Genomic DNA, 14,314 nt, shown 5'->3' on the forward strand with positions numbered 1-14,314 from the left:
GCTGCCGTCGAACTGCGCGGCATCACCAAGCGTTTTCCCGGCGTCGTCGCCAACCGCGACATCGACATCACGGTCCGCACGGGCACCGTACACGCCCTCTGCGGTGAGAACGGCGCCGGCAAGTCCACCCTGATGAAGATCCTCTACGGCATGCAGCAGCCGGACGAGGGCACCATCACCGTGGGCGGCGAAGAGGTCACCTTCCACAACCCCGGTGACGCCATCGCCCGCGGCATCGGCATGGTGCACCAGCACTTCATGCTCGCCGACAACCTGAGCGTCCTCGAGAACGTCGTCCTCGGCGCGGAGAAGCTGTACGGCATCGGCGCCAAGGCGCGCAGGAAGATCAAGGAGATCTCCGACTCCTACGGGCTGAACATCCGGGCCGACGTCCTGGTGGAGGAGCTCGGGGTGGCCGACCGCCAGCGCGTGGAGATCCTCAAGGTCCTCTACCGCGGCGCCAAGACCCTCATCCTGGACGAGCCGACCGCAGTGCTCGTGCCGCAGGAGGTCGACGCCCTCTTCCGCAACCTGCGCGAGCTGAAGGCCGAGGGCCTCACTGTCATCTTCATCTCCCACAAACTGGGCGAGGTGCTGTCGGTCGCCGACGAGATCACCGTCATCCGGCGCGGCACCACCGTCGGCACGGTCGAGCCGCGCACCACCACCCCCAAGCAGCTCGCCGAGCTGATGGTCGGCAGCGAACTGCCCACGCCGGAGACCGGGGAATCCACCGTCACGGACGCCCCGATGCTCAGGGTGGACGGGCTGCACCTGGCGCAGAAGGACCTCGACGGCGTCGAGCGCATCGTCCTCGACGAGATCTCCTTCACCATCCACAAGGGCGAGGTCCTCGGCATCGCCGGTGTGGAGGGCAACGGCCAGTCCGAGCTCGTGGAAGCGATCATGGGCATGCGCGACCCGGACGCCGGCGTCGTCACGCTCGACGGCGACGACATCTCCCACATCCCCACCCGCCGCCGTCGTGAGGCGGGCATCGGCTACATCCCCGAGGACCGCCACCGCCACGGCCTGCTCCTCGAGGCGCCGCTGTGGGAGAACCGCATCCTCGGCCATGTCACCGAGCGCCCCAACTCGCGCGGCGGACTGCTCGACATCAAGGCCGCCCGCGCCGACACCGAGCGCATCGTCGAGGCCTACGACGTGCGCACGCCCGGTATCGAGGTGACCGCCGCCTCGCTGTCCGGCGGCAACCAGCAGAAGCTGATCGTCGGCCGCGAGATGAGCCACTCGCCGAAACTGCTCATAGCCGCCCACCCCACCCGCGGTGTGGACGTCGGCGCCCAGGCGGCGATCTGGGACCACATCCGCGAGGCCCGCCGCGACGGCCTGGCCGTGCTGCTGATCTCCGCCGACCTGGACGAGCTCATCGGCCTCTCCGACACCCTGCGCGTGATGTACCGCGGCCGCCTGGTCGCCGACGCCGACCCCGCCACCATCACCCCCGAAGAGCTGGGCTCCGCCATGACGGGTGCGGCCTCCGGCCACCTGGAGCACACAGAGGACGACGACCGATGAACAAGCTGACCTCACGGATCGACAAGGAGCGGCTGTTCCTCGGCATCGCCGCGCCGCTGCTGGCGATCGTCACCGCGCTCGTCATCACCACCCTGGTGATCCTCGCCACCGGCAAGAACCCGGGCGACGCCTTCAGCGACATGGTGACCTACGGCTCCGCCAGCGACAGCCAGGTCTACATCCTGAACAAGGCGACGACGTACTACCTGGCGGGTGTCGCGGTGGCCATCGGCTTCCGCATGAACCTGTTCAACATCGGTGTCGACGGCCAGTACCGGCTCGCCGCGTTCGTCGCAGCCGTCCTCGGCGGCGCGCTGACCGTCCCCGGCTGGATCGCCATCCCGTTGATCATCGCCTGCGCCATGGCGACCGGCGCCCTGTGGGCGGCCATCGCGGGCATCCTCAAGGTGACGCGAGGCGTCAGCGAGGTCATCTCGACGATCATGCTGAACTCGATCGCCACCGCGATCATCGCCTACCTGCTGCAGCCCGGGAAACTGGCCGAGCTCCAAGAAGGCGGCACCGTCGTCTCCACCAAGCCGCTGCCGTCGGCCTCGTACTTCTTCAGCATCGACACCGGCCCGGCCGGTCTGCTGTGGGGCTTCATCTTCATCGCCGTGATCGTCGGCGTGGCGTACTGGTTCGTGCTCGGCCGCACCCGGTTCGGCTTCGACCTGCGCACCGTCGGCCAGTCCGACTCCGCCGCCGCCGCGAGCGGTGTCGGGGTCAAGAAGATGATCGCCACCAGCATGATCATCTCAGGGGCGGTGGCCGGCCTGATCGGCATGCCGACCCTCCTCAACGACAGTCACCAATTCAGTAACGACTTCCCGGCGGGCATCGGCTTCACCGGCATCGCCATCGCACTGCTCGGCCGCAACAGCCCGATCGGCATAGCGCTCGGCGCCCTCCTGTGGGGCTTCCTCGAGCGCACCACCAACCACCTGGAGTTCCAGGGCTACGACAAGGAGATCCTCGGCGTGATCCAGGGCGTCATCGTCCTGTGCGTCGTGATCGCCTACGAGGTCGTCCGCCGCTACGGCCTCAAGCGCCAGCAGCAGCGGGTCGGCGCCGAACTCGCCGCGCAGGCCGCGGCCCCGATGAAGAAGCAGGAGGTGGCGTGATGACTGCCACGATGACCGACGCGCCGCCGCCCGCGGCGCCCAAGGCGGACACCCGAGCACCCAAGGGCCGCTCCACCGGCCAGCTCCTCATACTGGCCGCGGGCGCGCTCATGCTCGTGGCCGCGGTCCGCGTCGTCACCGGTGCCAACCAGCTCGACTCCGCCGGACAGGTCGGGGCCGCGCTGGGCCTGGCCGTGCCCATCGGTCTCGCCGGTCTCGCCGGCCTGTGGTCCGAGCGGGCCGGTGTGGTCAACATCGGTCTCGAGGGCATGATGATCCTCGGCACCTTCGGCGCCGGCTGGATCGGCTGGCAGTCCAGCCCCTGGCTCGGCCTGCTGTGCGGAATCGGCTTCGGTGTCCTGGGCGGCCTGGTGCACGCGGTCGCCACGGTCACCTTCGGCGTGGACCACATCGTCTCCGGTGTCGCGGTCAACCTGCTGGCCCTCGGCGCCACCCAGTACCTCGCCAAGCTTTTCTTCGCCAACGGCAAGGCGACGGAGGCGGGCGGCAACCCCAAGCAGTCCCCGCCCGTGGACTCACTGCCTCACGTCACCGTGCCCGGCCTCTCGGACGCCCTGCAGGCGGTCGAGAAGCACCACTGGTTCCTGATCTCCGACCTCGCGGGCATCCTCGGTGGTCTGATCACCAACCTGTCCGTCGTGACGGTCCTCGCCGTGCTGCTGTTCGTCGGCAGCTGGTGGCTGCTGTGGCGCACCCCGTTCGGGCTGCGGCTGCGCTCCTGCGGCGAGAACCCGATCGCCGCGGAGTCGCTCGGCGTCAACGTCTTCCAGTACAAGTACGTCGCCGTGGCCGTCTCCGGCGGCCTCGCCGGGCTCGGCGGCGCCTTCCTCGCCCTGGTCACCTCGCACACATACCTGGAGGGCCAGACCGGCGGGCGCGGTTACATCGGCCTCGCGGCGATGATCTTCGGCAACTGGCGTCCCGGCGGAGTGGCCATGGGCGCTGCCCTGTTCGGTTACTCCGACGCGCTTCAGCTGCGCAACGGCGGTACGACCGTGCACGCGCTGCTGCTCCTGCTGGTCGTCCTGCTCGTGGTCCTCGCCGGCTGGAAGCTGTACCGCACCGCCCTGTGGCAGGGCGCGATCAGTCTGATCGTGGGCGCCCTCGTCCTGGTCTGGTATCTGTTCACCGACGAGGTCCCGAGCGACTTCGTGGGCGCCACGCCCTACGTCGTCACGCTGCTTGTGCTCTCACTGTCCGCCCAGCGGCTGCGGATGCCCAAGGCGGACGGCATGCGCTATCGGAAGGGACAGGGCAAGTGACCGCGGACGCGACCTTCGACTGGGCGGCTCTGCGCGAGGAGGCGCGGGCTGCGATGTCCCGCGCGTACGCCCCCTACTCGGGCTACCCGGTCGGCGTCGCGGCCCTGGTCGACGACGGACGCGTGGTCACCGGCTGCAACGTCGAGAACGCCTCGTACGGGCTCGGTCTGTGCGCCGAGTGCGGGCTCGTGTCGCAGCTGCAGAACAGCGGGGGCGGCCGGCTGACCCACTTCACCTGCGTGGACGGAGGCGGCGAGATCCTCGTGCCGTGCGGCCGCTGCCGCCAGCTGCTGTACGAGTTCGGCGGGCCGAACCTGCTGGTGGAGACCCCGGTGGGGATCCTGCCGCTGTCGGAGATGCTGCCGCAGGCCTTCGGCCCGGACCATCTCACCAAGTGACTCCCGTGCGGCCCCTCTGAGTCGATCGTCCTGGCTCAGGGGGGCCGCGCACCTTCGCAACCCCGGAAGGAACGCCATGGCCATGGACGCCATCTCCGTCATCCGCACCAAGCGGGACCGCGGCGAGCTCAGCGACGAGCAGATCGACTGGGTCATCGACGCGTACACCCGCGGGGAGGTCGCCGACGAGCAGATGTCCGCGCTCGCGATGGCCATTCTGCTCAACGGCATGGACCGCCGGGAGATCGCCCGCTGGACCGCCGCGATGATCGCCTCCGGCGAGCGCATGGACTTCTCCTCCCTGTCCCGGCCGACGGCGGACAAGCACTCCACGGGCGGCGTCGGCGACAAGATCACGCTGCCGCTGGCCCCGCTGGTCGCGGCCTGCGGCGCGGCCGTCCCCCAGCTCTCCGGCCGGGGCCTCGGCCACACCGGCGGCACGCTGGACAAGCTGGAGTCGATCCCGGGCTGGCGGGCGCTGCTGTCGAACGAGGAGATGCTGTCCGTGCTGGACGGCGTCGGCGCGGTGATCTGCGCGGCCGGTGACGGGCTGGCCCCGGCGGACAAGAAGCTGTACGCGCTGCGCGACGTGACCGGCACGGTCGAGGCCATCCCGCTGATCGCCTCGTCCATCATGTCCAAGAAGATCGCGGAGGGCACCGGGTCGCTGGTCCTGGACGTGAAGGTGGGCACGGGCGCCTTCATGAAGACCCTCGAGGACGCGCGCGAACTGGCCTCCACGATGGTCGGCCTGGGCACGGACCACGGGGTGCGGACGGTCGCGCTCCTCACCGACATGTCCACCCCCCTCGGGCTGACCGCGGGCAACGCGCTGGAGGTCCGCGAGTCGGTCGAGGTCCTCGCGGGCGGCGGCCCGGCGGACGTGGTCGAGCTGACGCTCGCGCTGGCCCGCGAGATGCTCGACGCGGCCGGCCTGAAGGACGCCGACCCGGCCAAGGCCCTCGCCGACGGCTCCGCGATGGACGTCTGGCGCCGCATGATCGCGGCCCAGGGCGGCGACCCGGACGCCCCGCTGCCGACGTCGCGCGAACAGCACGTGATCACGGCCCCGGCATCCGGTGTCCTGACCCGCCTGGACGCCTACGACATCGGCGTCGCCGCCTGGCGCCTGGGCGCCGGACGCGCCCGCAAGGAGGACCCGGTGCAGGCGGGCGCGGGCGTCGAGATGCACGCCAAGCCCGGCGACCCGGTCACCGAGGGCCTGCCCCTGCTGACCCTCCACACGGACACCCCGGAGCGCTTCGCGTACGCGCTGGAGGCGGTGGCGGGCTCCTACGACATCGCCACCCCCGGCACGGACTTCACCGCTTCCCCCGTGGTGCTGGAGCGTATCGCCTGACCTGGCGTTTCTCCATTCGGGTGAACGGGATCGGTGGACCTGCGCCGGTCCCGTTCGGCAGGCTGGGACCGGTGACGCACCGATAGGAGACCGCCATGAGGGCACTCACCGTCAGCCACGACCCCGGGCAGAGCTGGGACGACCTCGTCCGGTTCTGGGAGGAGATGGCATGGCCTGAGGTCAGCAAGGTGGAGATCATCGAGGCGATCATCACCGGGTCACCACCGCCGTCCGAAGAGCACAACGACACTGTGTTCCCCTGCCGCTGATGTGCAGTCATCCCAGCAGCGCCGCCACCAGCACCAGGACCGGCACCGACAGGATCGTCGACAGCAGGATCGACTCGCGGGCCAGGGACTCGCCGACGCGGTAGCGGCTCGCGTAGGTGAACAGGTTCTGGGCGGCGGGCAGGGACGAGGTGACCACCACGTCCAGGAGCGGGGCGCCGTGCAGGCCGAAGACTCCCGAGGCCAGCGCCCAGGCGGCCAGCGGCTGGCCCGCCGACTTCAGGGCGACGGAGAGCAGGACCAGGTGGCGGTCGTGTCCCCGGCCGGGGGCGGCGCTGCCGCGCAGGGAGATGCCGTACGCCAGCAGGACCGCGGGGACGGACATGTTCCCGATCAGGGTCAGGGGCGCCATCACCGGGCCCGGCACCGTCCAGCCGGTCGCCGACACCAGCACGCCGGTCAGTGAGCCGACCGCGATCGGGTTGCGCAACGGCGTGAGCAGCCGCCGCCACAGCGGGCCCTTCTCGCCCCCGCCGGACAGGTCCAGGACCGTCAGCGCGAGCGGCGTGACCATGATCTGCTGGAACAGCAGCACCGGGGCCACCAGGGACGCGTCCCCCAGGACGTACACGGCGATCGGGATGCCGAGGTTGCCCGAGTTGACGTAACTGGAGCACAGGGCGCCGATCGTGGTGCGGCCCACGCCCCAGCCCCGTACCGCCCCCACCGCCACGAAGACGCCCGCGACGGCCGCCGTGCTCATCGCCGTGACCAGCAGGCGGCTGGAGAAGATCACCGACAGGTCGGCCCGGGCCAGCGTGGTGAACAGCAGGGCCGGGGACGCCACGCTGAAGGCCAGCTTGGTGAGGACCTCACGGGCGTGCGGGCCCAGGGAACCGCGCCGCCCGATCACATAGCCGACGCCGATGACGACGGCGATGACCGCGAACCCGCTCAGCACCCCCCGCACACGGCCCCCTTCCCGGTCGGGAGGCCCGCGGAGATCCCGGTCGGAGCAGATACGCGGCCCATCCGGCAAACCCTCCGGGGCGGGAGGGCGGCAGGTCAATGTGATCTTCGCCGGCCCCGGCCGCGGCGGGCACCGATGAGTCGGGCCGGCCGCGGACGTCTACCGATCGTGGACGCCACGACACCGCCCGTACTCGTGCTCGCCGGACCCGTCACCCGTACCGAGGTGGTGGGTCTGTGCGAGGAGGTGCGGGTGCTGCTGGCGGCCGGGGGAGCCGGGCACGTCGTGTGCGACGTGGGCGGGCTCGGGCCGCCGGGGCTCGGGGTGGTCGACCTGCTGGCCCGGCTGGAGCTCGCCGCCCGGCGGGCCGGGGGCCGGATCCGGCTGCGCGACCCCGACCCCGCGCTACCCGCCCTGCTCGACCTGGTCGGAATCCGCTTCGAGCTGGAGGGGCAGCCCGAACAGCGGGAACCAGCGCTGGGTGTCGAGGAAGCAGTGGAATCCGGTGATCCGGCCCTCTGACACCTCCAGCACCTGCACGGCCCACGCGCTGAAGCCGCCCTTGTCGGGATCCGGCTTGTAGTGGGCGAAGCCGGGCAGCCCGTTGGCCCGCACGGGCAGCAGACGGGAGCCCGCGCAGGACGCGCCGAGCGTCGTCATGAAGCCGGTGATGTCCGCCGGGCCGGTCAGCCACAGGTCGAACGGCGGCATCGTCATGACGGCGTCCTCGTGAAGCAGTGCCGTCAGCGCCGTCATGTCGTACCCCTCGAACGCCTTCACATAGCGCTCCAGCAGCTTCTGCTGCTCCTCGTCGAGCGGGTCCGAGACGGCCGCGTCGGCGCCCCGGTCGTCCCGCTCGGCGAGCGTGGCACGCGCCCGCTGCAGGGCGCTGTTGACCGACGCGACCGTGGTGCCGAGCAGCTCGGCCACTTCGCTCGCCCGCCAGGCCAGCACCTCCCGCAGGATCAGCACGGCCCGCTGCTTGGGCGGGAGCTGCTGCAGGGCGGCCATGAAGGCGAGCCGCACCGACTCCCTGGCGACGGCCGCCTCCGCCGGGTCCTGCACCGCGGGCAGGACGCGGGCGTCCGGCATCGGCTCCAGCCAGGTGCTGTCCGGGCGGGGTGCGAGAGCGGCCCGGGCCAGCGGCGTCGACTCCGTCAGGTCCATGGGCCGGGCCCGCTTGCCGCCTGCCGTCAGCATGTCCAGGCAGACGTTCGTCGCGATGCGGTAGAGCCAGGAGCGGAGGCTGGAGCGGCCCTCGAACCGGTCGTGGCTCCGCCAGGCGCGCACCAGGGTGTCCTGGACCGCGTCCTCGGCCTCGAAGGACGAGCCGAGCATCCGGTAGCAGTACCCGGTCAGCTCGACCCGGTACTTCTCCAGCTGCGCGTCGAGGTCCGTCGTCGCGGTGCCGTCGCTCATCGTCCACCCACCCCTGTGGCCGTCCCGGCCGGTGCGCGTCCTCGCGTCCGGCACTTCGGAAGCTACCGCAGGCCACTGACAACGGCTCCTCGAGCGCACAGCCGGCCACTTCGGTCCGTTGGCCGCACGCACGTGAGCGATTCGCTCAGTGGGCCGGGACCGCCTCCCGCCCGGCGGCCACCCGCGCCGCGCGGGAGCCGAGCGCCGTGATCGCCACCACGCCCAGCACCGCCAGCAGGCCGACGCCGACCGTGCCGGACCAGCCCCGCGCGTGGAAGGCCAGGGCGCCGAGGGTGCTGCCGGCGCTGGAGCCGACGTAGTACGCGGACTGGTAGAGGGCGGAGGCCTGGGCGCGGCCGTGGGTCGCCGTCCGGCTGACCGCCGAGGACGCGACGGCGTGGCCCGCGAAGAAGCCCGCCGTGATCAGCACCAGGCCGGGCAGGACCAGGGCGATGGAGCCGAGCAGGGACATCAGCAGACCCGCCGCCGTGGTGGCCCCGGCGAGGTAGAGGGCGCCCCTGCGGCCCAGCCGCCCCACCAGCCGGCCCGCCGTCGAGGCGGACACCGTGCCGACCAGGTACACCAGGAAGATCGAGCCGACGATGCCCTGCGGAAGCGAGAAGGGTGCCTCGGTCAGGCGGTAGCCGATCACCGTGTAGACACCGCCGAACACCGTCATGAACAGCGCCCCGATCGCGTACAGGCGGCGCAGCAGCGGGTCGGCGAGGTGGTCGCGGACCGTGCGGGCCAGCACCCGCGGGCGCAGCGAGCCCGGGGTGAAGTGCCGCGGCGCCGGAAGGAGGAGGCGGAAGGCCACCGCGCAGGCCACCGCGATCACGCCGATCGTCCCGACGGCGGCCCGCCAGCCCCACTCCTGGGCGACCCAGCCGGTGACGACCCGGCCGCTCATGCCGCCCACGCTGTTGCCCGCGACGAACAGGCCGATCGCGGTGACCAGCGCCTTGGGCCGGACCTCCTCCGCCAGGTACGCCTGTGCCGAGGCGGGCAGACCGGCCAGCGCCGCGCCCTGCAGCGCCCGCAGCACCACCAGCGCGCCGAGCGAGGGGGCGAAGGGCACCAGCAGGCCGATCGTCACCGCGACCGCCAGCGAGGCGGTCATCACCGCGCGCCGGCCGAAGCGCTCCGACAGCGCGCTCATCGGCAGGACGAACAGCGCCAGCCCGCCCGTCGCGGCCGCCACGGTCCAGCTCGCCTCGCTCGCCGCCACCGCGAACTCGCCGGAGATCAGCGGCAGCAGGGCCTGGGTGGAGTACAGCAGCGCGAAGGTCGCCACGCCCGCGAGGAAGAGGGCGAGGCTCATCCGGCGGTAACCGGGATCGCCCGGGGTCGTACGGGAGTCGGCGGGGGAGGGGAGGGAGGCGGTGGAGGCGGTGGAGCCGGCGGGTACGGCGGGTGCGGCGCCCACGACGGTGGACGCCCCGGTATCGGCGCAAGACATGTCCTCGACGGTAGGGAGGGCCCGCTCATCCGTCCAATGCATGGAATCGCCATAATCGTTCCCATGGTGCATCAGCAGCGGTCACGAGCTCGCCTGTCACCGTCCGGTGACACAGAAGACATCGAAAAGAGCGGCGAGGAGGTCGCGCTGCTGCTCGCGCCCCGGCTCGCCCACTTCGCCGGGGTCGCCCGGACCGAGCACGTCACCCGCGCCGCGCAGGAGATGCAGGTCCCGCAGTCCACGCTCTCCCGGGCCATGGTCCGGCTGGAGGAGGACCTCGGCGTCGACCTCTTCGCCCGCCGGGGCCGGACGATCTCCCTCACCCCCGCCGGACGCACCTTCCTCGGCCACGTCGAACGTGCCCTCGCCGAGATCGAGCGGGCCGCCGAGGAGGTGCGCGCCGACGCAGACCCGGCCACCGGCAAGGTCGCCTTCGGCTTCCTGCACACCATGGGCGCCGAGACCGTGCCCGGCCTGCTCCAGGCCTTCCGCGCCGACCATCCCCGGGTCCGCTTCGGCCTCGTCCAGAACTACGGCGAGGCCATGCTGGAGGGGCTGCGCGCGGGGGAACTGGACCTGTGCCTGACCTCCCCCGTGCCGGACGCGCCGGACCTCGTCGCCCGCCGCCTGGACGAGCAGAAGCTGCGCCTGGTCGTCCCGGCCGAACACCGCCTCGCCGCCCGCCGCCGCGTCCGCCTGGCCGAGGCCGCCGACGAGACCTTCGTGACCCTGGAGGCCGGCTACGGCCTGCGCCGCATCACCGACGACCTGTGCCGTGAGGCGGGCTTCACCCCGCGCGTCGCCTTCGAGGGGGAGGAGGCGGAGACGTTGCGCGGTCTGGTCGCGGCGGGGCTCGGGGTCGCCCTCCTGCCGCCCCCGGCCGTCCCCAGGCCGGGTGTGGCCGAACTGACGGTCACGGCCCCGCGCGCGGTACGCGAGATCGGCGTGGCCTGGCGGGAGGGCCACCCGGACACGCCCCCGGTGGCCGCGTTCAAGAGGTTCCTGCTGTCCCGCCGCGGCAGCCTGCTGCCCGACTGAGGCCCACCACCCGGGAACGGGCCCGCCGCCCTACCGGTGCAGGGTCTTGCCGAACCCCGCGGCCAGCGGCATCCGCAGCCCCAGCGGCGGCGGCGCCGCCAGCGCGTCCTGCACCGGACGCGAGAGCGGCCGCCCGAACAGCGACCCCATGACGAAGTCCGCCGCGAGGGAGAGGACTTCGTCCCGGTACTGGTGCAACCCGTGCCCGTCGGCGTGGACTTCGAACCGGCACACGTCCCGGTTGGCCTTCTTCGCCCGCGCAGCGAAGCGGAAGGACAGCTCGGGGTCGGTGCGCCCGTCGTTGGTGCCGTGCACGATCAGAACCCGGCGCCCGGCGAGCTGCTTCACCGGTTCGGGCGAGGCGGCCACGTCGTCCTCGGGCAGCCAAGGGGCGATCGCCACGACGGAGTTGACGGCCTCGTGCCCGCCCGCGTGCAGCGCCGCCCGGCCGCCCATGTCGACACCGGTCAGGCAGACGGGGACGTCGCCGTAGCGCCGTACGACCTCGTCGGCGGCCCAGGCGGCGTCGCGGGCGAGATGGGCCTCGCTGCCGTTCCAGCCGCGGTAGCGGTAGTGCACCACGTGGGTGGCCAGGCCCTCCGCGCGTCCCGCGCGGGCCAGCCGGCGCCCCAGGGCCCGTACGGAGGCCGTCGCCAGCACCGGCGCGGGCCTGCGGCCGGAGACCGCCTGGCCGCCGGGGAGCAGCAGCACCACTCCGCTCACCGTCGCCGGCTCCGCGCCGAGCGTCCTCCCCAGCCGGGCGGTGCGAACCGGCGTCGCTTCCTGTGCCATGACAGAACATTCTCAGAAGCGCCGGTGTACGCCACCCGTCCGTGCGGTCACCGTTACGTATCGACGGATGTGTACACGGAACGATCTACGCGCGTAGGAGTTAGAGTGCGGAAATGACGAGCCAGACTGCCCACCTGGGGAACACCCCGAGCTCGGACCAGATCCGCCGGGCGCCCAAGGTTCTGCTGCACGACCACCTCGACGGCGGGCTGCGCCCCGGCACCGTCGTCGACCTCGCCCGCGCGTCGGGCTACTCCCAACTCCCCGAGACGGACCCGGACAAGCTCGGCCTGTGGTTCCGCGAGGCGGCCGACTCCGGTTCCCTGGAACGGTACTTGGAGACCTTCTCGCACACCGTCGGCGTGATGCAGACCCGGAAGGCCCTCGTACGGGTCGCCCGCGAGTGCGCCGAGGACCTCGCCGAGGACGGCGTCGTCTACGCAGAGGTGCGCTACGCGCCCGAACAGCACCTCGAGGGCGGACTGAGCCTGGAGGAGGTCGTCGAGGCCGTCAACGAGGGCTTCCGGGAAGGGGAGCGGCTGGCCCGGGAGAACGGCCGGCGCATCCGCGTCGGCGCGCTGCTCACCGCGATGCGGCACGCGGCCCGCGCCCTGGAGATCGCCGAACTCGCCAACCGCTACCGGGACCTGGGCGTCGTCGGCTTCGACATCGCCGGGGCCGAGGCCGGCCACCCGCCCACCCGGCACCTCGACGCCTTCGAGTACCTGAAGCGGGAGAACAACCACTTCACCATCCACGCCGGTGAGGCCTTCGGGCTGCCGTCCATCTGGCAGGCGCTGCAGTGGTGCGGCGCCGACCGACTCGGCCACGGGGTGCGCATCATCGACGACATCGAGGTCCACGAGGACGGCTCGGTCGAGCTCGGACGGCTGGCCTCGTACGTCCGCGACAAGCGCATCCCGCTGGAGCTGTGCCCGAGCTCCAACCTCCAGACCGGCGCCGCCTCCTCCTACGCCGAGCACCCGATCGGGCTGCTGCGGCGCCTGCACTTCCGGGCCACGGTCAACACGGACAACCGGCTGATGTCCCACACCAGCATGAGCCGGGAATTCGAGCACCTTGTCGAGGCATTCGGTTACACGCTCGACGACATGCAGTGGTTCTCTGTCAATGCGATGAAATCAGCGTTCATTCCTTTCGATGAACGACTTGCGATGATCAATGACGTGATCAAGCCCGGATATGCCGAGCTGAAATCCGAATGGCTGTTTCAGCAGGCCGCCTCCACCAGCGGTTCTGCGGTCCCGGAGGGCTGATCGGCCCCTCATCGGTGCGGGCGGGCTTCACAACCCGTCCGCATTTCGATGTTTGCGGCGGACGGGTCGCCGTGTTTACGGTCGAGAACCGCTCGGTTCCCCGTCATCCATTCAAGGACGCGTTTTTATGAAGCAGTCTGCCGCCAAGACCCTCGGTGTCGCCGCCCTCGGTGCCGCCTTCGCCGCCGCCGGCGCGGGCGCCGCGAACGCCGCCCCGGCCGTGCCGGACGCCGGCCAGGCACTGGGCACCGTCAGCAAGGCGCTGCCGACGGACAACGTCGCCAGGACCCTGCCGGCCGGCCAGGCGCTGAACCAGGCCAGGCCCGCGGTGCAGACGGGGCTCGCCGCCGCGCGGCCGGTCGCCCAGGGCACGCTGGAGCACGGCCCGACCAGGCCGGTCGCCGGCCTGCTCGGCGGACTGCCCCTCCAGGGCCTGCCCACCCACGGCCTGCCGGTGAACGGCCTCCCGCTGGGCTGAGCCGCACCACCGCCGAACGCGCCGTCGGGGCGCACCCGTTGCTTCCGGGTGCGCCCCGACGGCGTTCACGCGCGGGCGCTCACCAGGCCGTGGGTGCCTTGTCCTCGGAGGGGAGCAGGATCCACAGCGCGATGTAGAGCACGAACTGCGGCCCCGGCAGCAGGCACGAGAGCAGGAAGATCACCCGCATCGTCGTGGCGGAGGTGCCGAAGCGCCGCGCCAGCGCTGCGCACACTCCGCCGATCATGCGGCCTTGGGTGGGGCGGGCGAGGGCGGTCATGTGCGGCTCCTTCGTCTGGGAGGACTTCTGTGCCTTCCACACTACGGAGACGAAGGGGGCAAAGCGTCGCTCCAGGGGGCGATCCCGACCCTGGGAATCGTGGGGGTACGACCCTGAGCCGGCTCCTCCGGGCGGACGGCCGTGCGCCCCCGGCGCTCGGCCCCGCGACGGAGCCGGGCGCGGCCCGCGGGCACCACCGCGAGATGGGCGAGGGCCACCCCCACCGTGTTCAGCAGCAGCGTGTCGACGTCCACGACCCGGCCGGGCACTCCCGTCTGCAACAGGGCGATGCCCACGGAGATCAGGGCGCCCGCGGCGACGGTGCGGACCAGCGAGGCCACTAAGGAGGCGCAGAGCCTGCCGTGCGCCAGGGGCAGCAGCACCCCCAGCGGCGCGAGCAGCGCGATCCCCTCGCCGATGCGCCGGGCCGCCTCCGGCCAGCCCAGCGCCAGGTCGGCGCGGACGGTCGCGAGCGGACGGAAGTTGGCCGGCATCATCCAGGGGACGTCCAGCGGACGCAGCGTGAGCCAGGCGACGAGCGCGAGGTGTGCCACAAGGAGGACACCCCCTGTCACACGGACGTGGTTCGCGGCGCTGCCGCAGACGGAGCCTTGACGCTGCACGCCACCCAAGACGCGGCCACCGGCGGGATCGGTTCCGAGGCCGTGCC

Annotated in this window: 16 protein-coding genes; 10 read left to right on the plus strand and 6 right to left on the minus strand. The window is 71.9% G+C overall.

What is annotated here, in order from left to right; all coding sequences use genetic code 11:
* Positions 1–12 precede the first annotated feature (12 nt).
* From ACF1A5_RS02065 to ACF1A5_RS02090, 6 genes are all read left to right on the plus strand, one after another.
* The gene (locus ACF1A5_RS02065; protein WP_392191197.1) at positions 13–1,539 is read left to right on the plus strand and encodes an ABC transporter ATP-binding protein; all 1,527 of its coding nucleotides are present in this window, start codon (positions 13–15) and stop codon (positions 1,537–1,539) included.
* Positions 1,536–2,663 carry an ABC transporter permease gene (locus ACF1A5_RS02070; RefSeq protein WP_392190867.1) on the plus strand — a complete coding sequence of 376 codons (1,128 nt, stop codon included), beginning with the start codon at positions 1,536–1,538 and terminating at the stop codon, positions 2,661–2,663. Before ACF1A5_RS02065 ends, ACF1A5_RS02070 begins: the two co-directional genes overlap by 4 nt.
* Positions 2,663–3,946, plus strand: a complete 1,284-nt coding sequence (locus ACF1A5_RS02075) for an ABC transporter permease (protein ID WP_392190868.1) — start codon at positions 2,663–2,665, stop codon at positions 3,944–3,946. The genes ACF1A5_RS02070 and ACF1A5_RS02075 overlap by 1 nt, the downstream gene beginning before the upstream one ends.
* A complete protein-coding gene (locus tag ACF1A5_RS02080) occupies positions 3,943–4,344 on the plus strand; it encodes a cytidine deaminase (RefSeq protein ID WP_392190869.1) in 402 nt (133 codons plus the stop codon). The genes ACF1A5_RS02075 and ACF1A5_RS02080 overlap by 4 nt, the downstream gene beginning before the upstream one ends.
* 76 nt (positions 4,345–4,420) lie before the next feature.
* Positions 4,421–5,704: a thymidine phosphorylase gene (locus ACF1A5_RS02085; protein ID WP_392190870.1), complete on the plus strand. Its 1,284-nt coding sequence runs from the start codon at positions 4,421–4,423 to the stop codon at positions 5,702–5,704.
* Between the two features lie 95 nt (positions 5,705–5,799).
* Entirely contained in the window at positions 5,800–5,973 is a 174-nt protein-coding gene (locus ACF1A5_RS02090; RefSeq protein ID WP_392190871.1) for a hypothetical protein, read from the plus strand.
* Positions 5,974–5,980: 7 nt separating this feature from the next.
* Here ACF1A5_RS02090 and ACF1A5_RS02095 read toward each other — a convergent pair whose 3' ends face one another.
* A complete protein-coding gene (locus ACF1A5_RS02095) occupies positions 5,981–6,901 on the minus strand; it encodes an AEC family transporter (RefSeq protein ID WP_392190872.1) in 921 nt (306 codons plus the stop codon).
* A gap of 135 nt (positions 6,902–7,036) precedes the next feature.
* On the opposite strand from ACF1A5_RS02095, the gene ACF1A5_RS02100 reads away from it, so the two are divergent.
* Positions 7,037–7,423: an STAS domain-containing protein gene (locus ACF1A5_RS02100; RefSeq protein WP_392190873.1), complete on the plus strand. Its 387-nt coding sequence runs from the start codon at positions 7,037–7,039 to the stop codon at positions 7,421–7,423.
* Here the strand turns inward: ACF1A5_RS02100 and ACF1A5_RS02105 are convergent.
* Both ACF1A5_RS02105 and ACF1A5_RS02110 read right to left on the minus strand, forming a co-directional pair.
* Positions 7,307–8,320, minus strand: a complete 1,014-nt coding sequence (locus tag ACF1A5_RS02105) for a sigma-70 family RNA polymerase sigma factor (RefSeq protein WP_392190874.1) — start codon at positions 8,318–8,320, stop codon at positions 7,307–7,309. The genes ACF1A5_RS02100 and ACF1A5_RS02105 overlap by 117 nt on opposite strands.
* A 145-nt stretch (positions 8,321–8,465) precedes the next feature.
* Positions 8,466–9,779 (minus strand): MFS transporter, encoded by a 1,314-nt coding sequence (locus ACF1A5_RS02110; protein WP_392190875.1) that lies wholly within the window; start codon positions 9,777–9,779, stop codon positions 8,466–8,468.
* A gap of 63 nt (positions 9,780–9,842) precedes the next feature.
* Between ACF1A5_RS02110 and ACF1A5_RS02115 the strand changes: the two genes are divergently transcribed.
* Positions 9,843–10,817: a LysR substrate-binding domain-containing protein gene (locus tag ACF1A5_RS02115; protein ID WP_392190876.1), complete on the plus strand. Its 975-nt coding sequence runs from the start codon at positions 9,843–9,845 to the stop codon at positions 10,815–10,817.
* 30 nt (positions 10,818–10,847) lie between these two features.
* Here the strand turns inward: ACF1A5_RS02115 and ACF1A5_RS02120 are convergent, their stop codons facing one another.
* Complete coding sequence (locus ACF1A5_RS02120) at positions 10,848–11,609, minus strand: alpha/beta hydrolase (protein WP_392190877.1); 762 nt, start codon at positions 11,607–11,609, stop codon at positions 10,848–10,850.
* Between the two features lie 113 nt (positions 11,610–11,722).
* Here ACF1A5_RS02120 and ACF1A5_RS02125 point away from each other — a divergent pair, with 113 nt between their 5' ends.
* Positions 11,723–12,886, plus strand: a complete 1,164-nt coding sequence (locus ACF1A5_RS02125) for an adenosine deaminase (protein WP_392190878.1) — start codon at positions 11,723–11,725, stop codon at positions 12,884–12,886.
* 127 nt (positions 12,887–13,013) lie between these two features.
* On the plus strand, positions 13,014–13,364 hold the full coding sequence (locus tag ACF1A5_RS02130) for an ATP-binding protein (RefSeq protein ID WP_392190879.1): 351 nt from the start codon (positions 13,014–13,016) through the stop codon (positions 13,362–13,364).
* A 79-nt stretch (positions 13,365–13,443) separates the two neighbouring features.
* Here ACF1A5_RS02130 and ACF1A5_RS02135 read toward each other — a convergent pair whose 3' ends face one another.
* Together ACF1A5_RS02135 and ACF1A5_RS02140 are read right to left on the minus strand one after the other, a co-directional pair.
* Positions 13,444–13,644, minus strand: a complete 201-nt coding sequence (locus ACF1A5_RS02135) for a PspC domain-containing protein (protein WP_392190880.1) — start codon at positions 13,642–13,644, stop codon at positions 13,444–13,446.
* A gap of 41 nt (positions 13,645–13,685) precedes the next feature.
* The gene (locus ACF1A5_RS02140; protein WP_392190881.1) at positions 13,686–14,267 is read right to left on the minus strand and encodes a VanZ family protein; all 582 of its coding nucleotides are present in this window, start codon (positions 14,265–14,267) and stop codon (positions 13,686–13,688) included.
* Positions 14,268–14,314 lie beyond the last annotated feature (47 nt).

It is taken from the genome of Streptomyces sp. NPDC014864, assembly GCF_043081525.1.
Classification (GTDB): Bacteria; Actinomycetota; Actinomycetes; order Streptomycetales; family Streptomycetaceae; genus Streptomyces.

Bases quoted from the DNA above. Each gene is read 5' to 3' on its own strand.
- ACF1A5_RS02070 (WP_392190867.1), top strand. From the start codon at position 1,536: ATGAACAAGCTGACCTCACGGATCGACAAGGAGCGGCTGTTCCTCGGC.
- ACF1A5_RS02075 (WP_392190868.1), top strand. From the start codon at position 2,663: ATGACTGCCACGATGACCGACGCGCCGCCGCCCGCGGCGCCCAAGGCG.
- ACF1A5_RS02085 (WP_392190870.1), top strand. From the start codon at position 4,421: ATGGCCATGGACGCCATCTCCGTCATCCGCACCAAGCGGGACCGCGGC.
- ACF1A5_RS02090 (WP_392190871.1), top strand. From the start codon at position 5,800: ATGAGGGCACTCACCGTCAGCCACGACCCCGGGCAGAGCTGGGACGAC.
- ACF1A5_RS02100 (WP_392190873.1), top strand. From the start codon at position 7,037: ATGAGTCGGGCCGGCCGCGGACGTCTACCGATCGTGGACGCCACGACA.
- ACF1A5_RS02105 (WP_392190874.1), bottom strand. From the start codon at position 8,320: ATGAGCGACGGCACCGCGACGACGGACCTCGACGCGCAGCTGGAGAAG.
- ACF1A5_RS02110 (WP_392190875.1), bottom strand. From the start codon at position 9,779: ATGTCTTGCGCCGATACCGGGGCGTCCACCGTCGTGGGCGCCGCACCC.
- ACF1A5_RS02115 (WP_392190876.1), top strand. From the start codon at position 9,843: ATGGTGCATCAGCAGCGGTCACGAGCTCGCCTGTCACCGTCCGGTGAC.
- ACF1A5_RS02120 (WP_392190877.1), bottom strand. From the start codon at position 11,609: ATGGCACAGGAAGCGACGCCGGTTCGCACCGCCCGGCTGGGGAGGACG.
- ACF1A5_RS02125 (WP_392190878.1), top strand. From the start codon at position 11,723: ATGACGAGCCAGACTGCCCACCTGGGGAACACCCCGAGCTCGGACCAG.
- ACF1A5_RS02130 (WP_392190879.1), top strand. From the start codon at position 13,014: ATGAAGCAGTCTGCCGCCAAGACCCTCGGTGTCGCCGCCCTCGGTGCC.
- ACF1A5_RS02135 (WP_392190880.1), bottom strand. From the start codon at position 13,644: ATGACCGCCCTCGCCCGCCCCACCCAAGGCCGCATGATCGGCGGAGTG.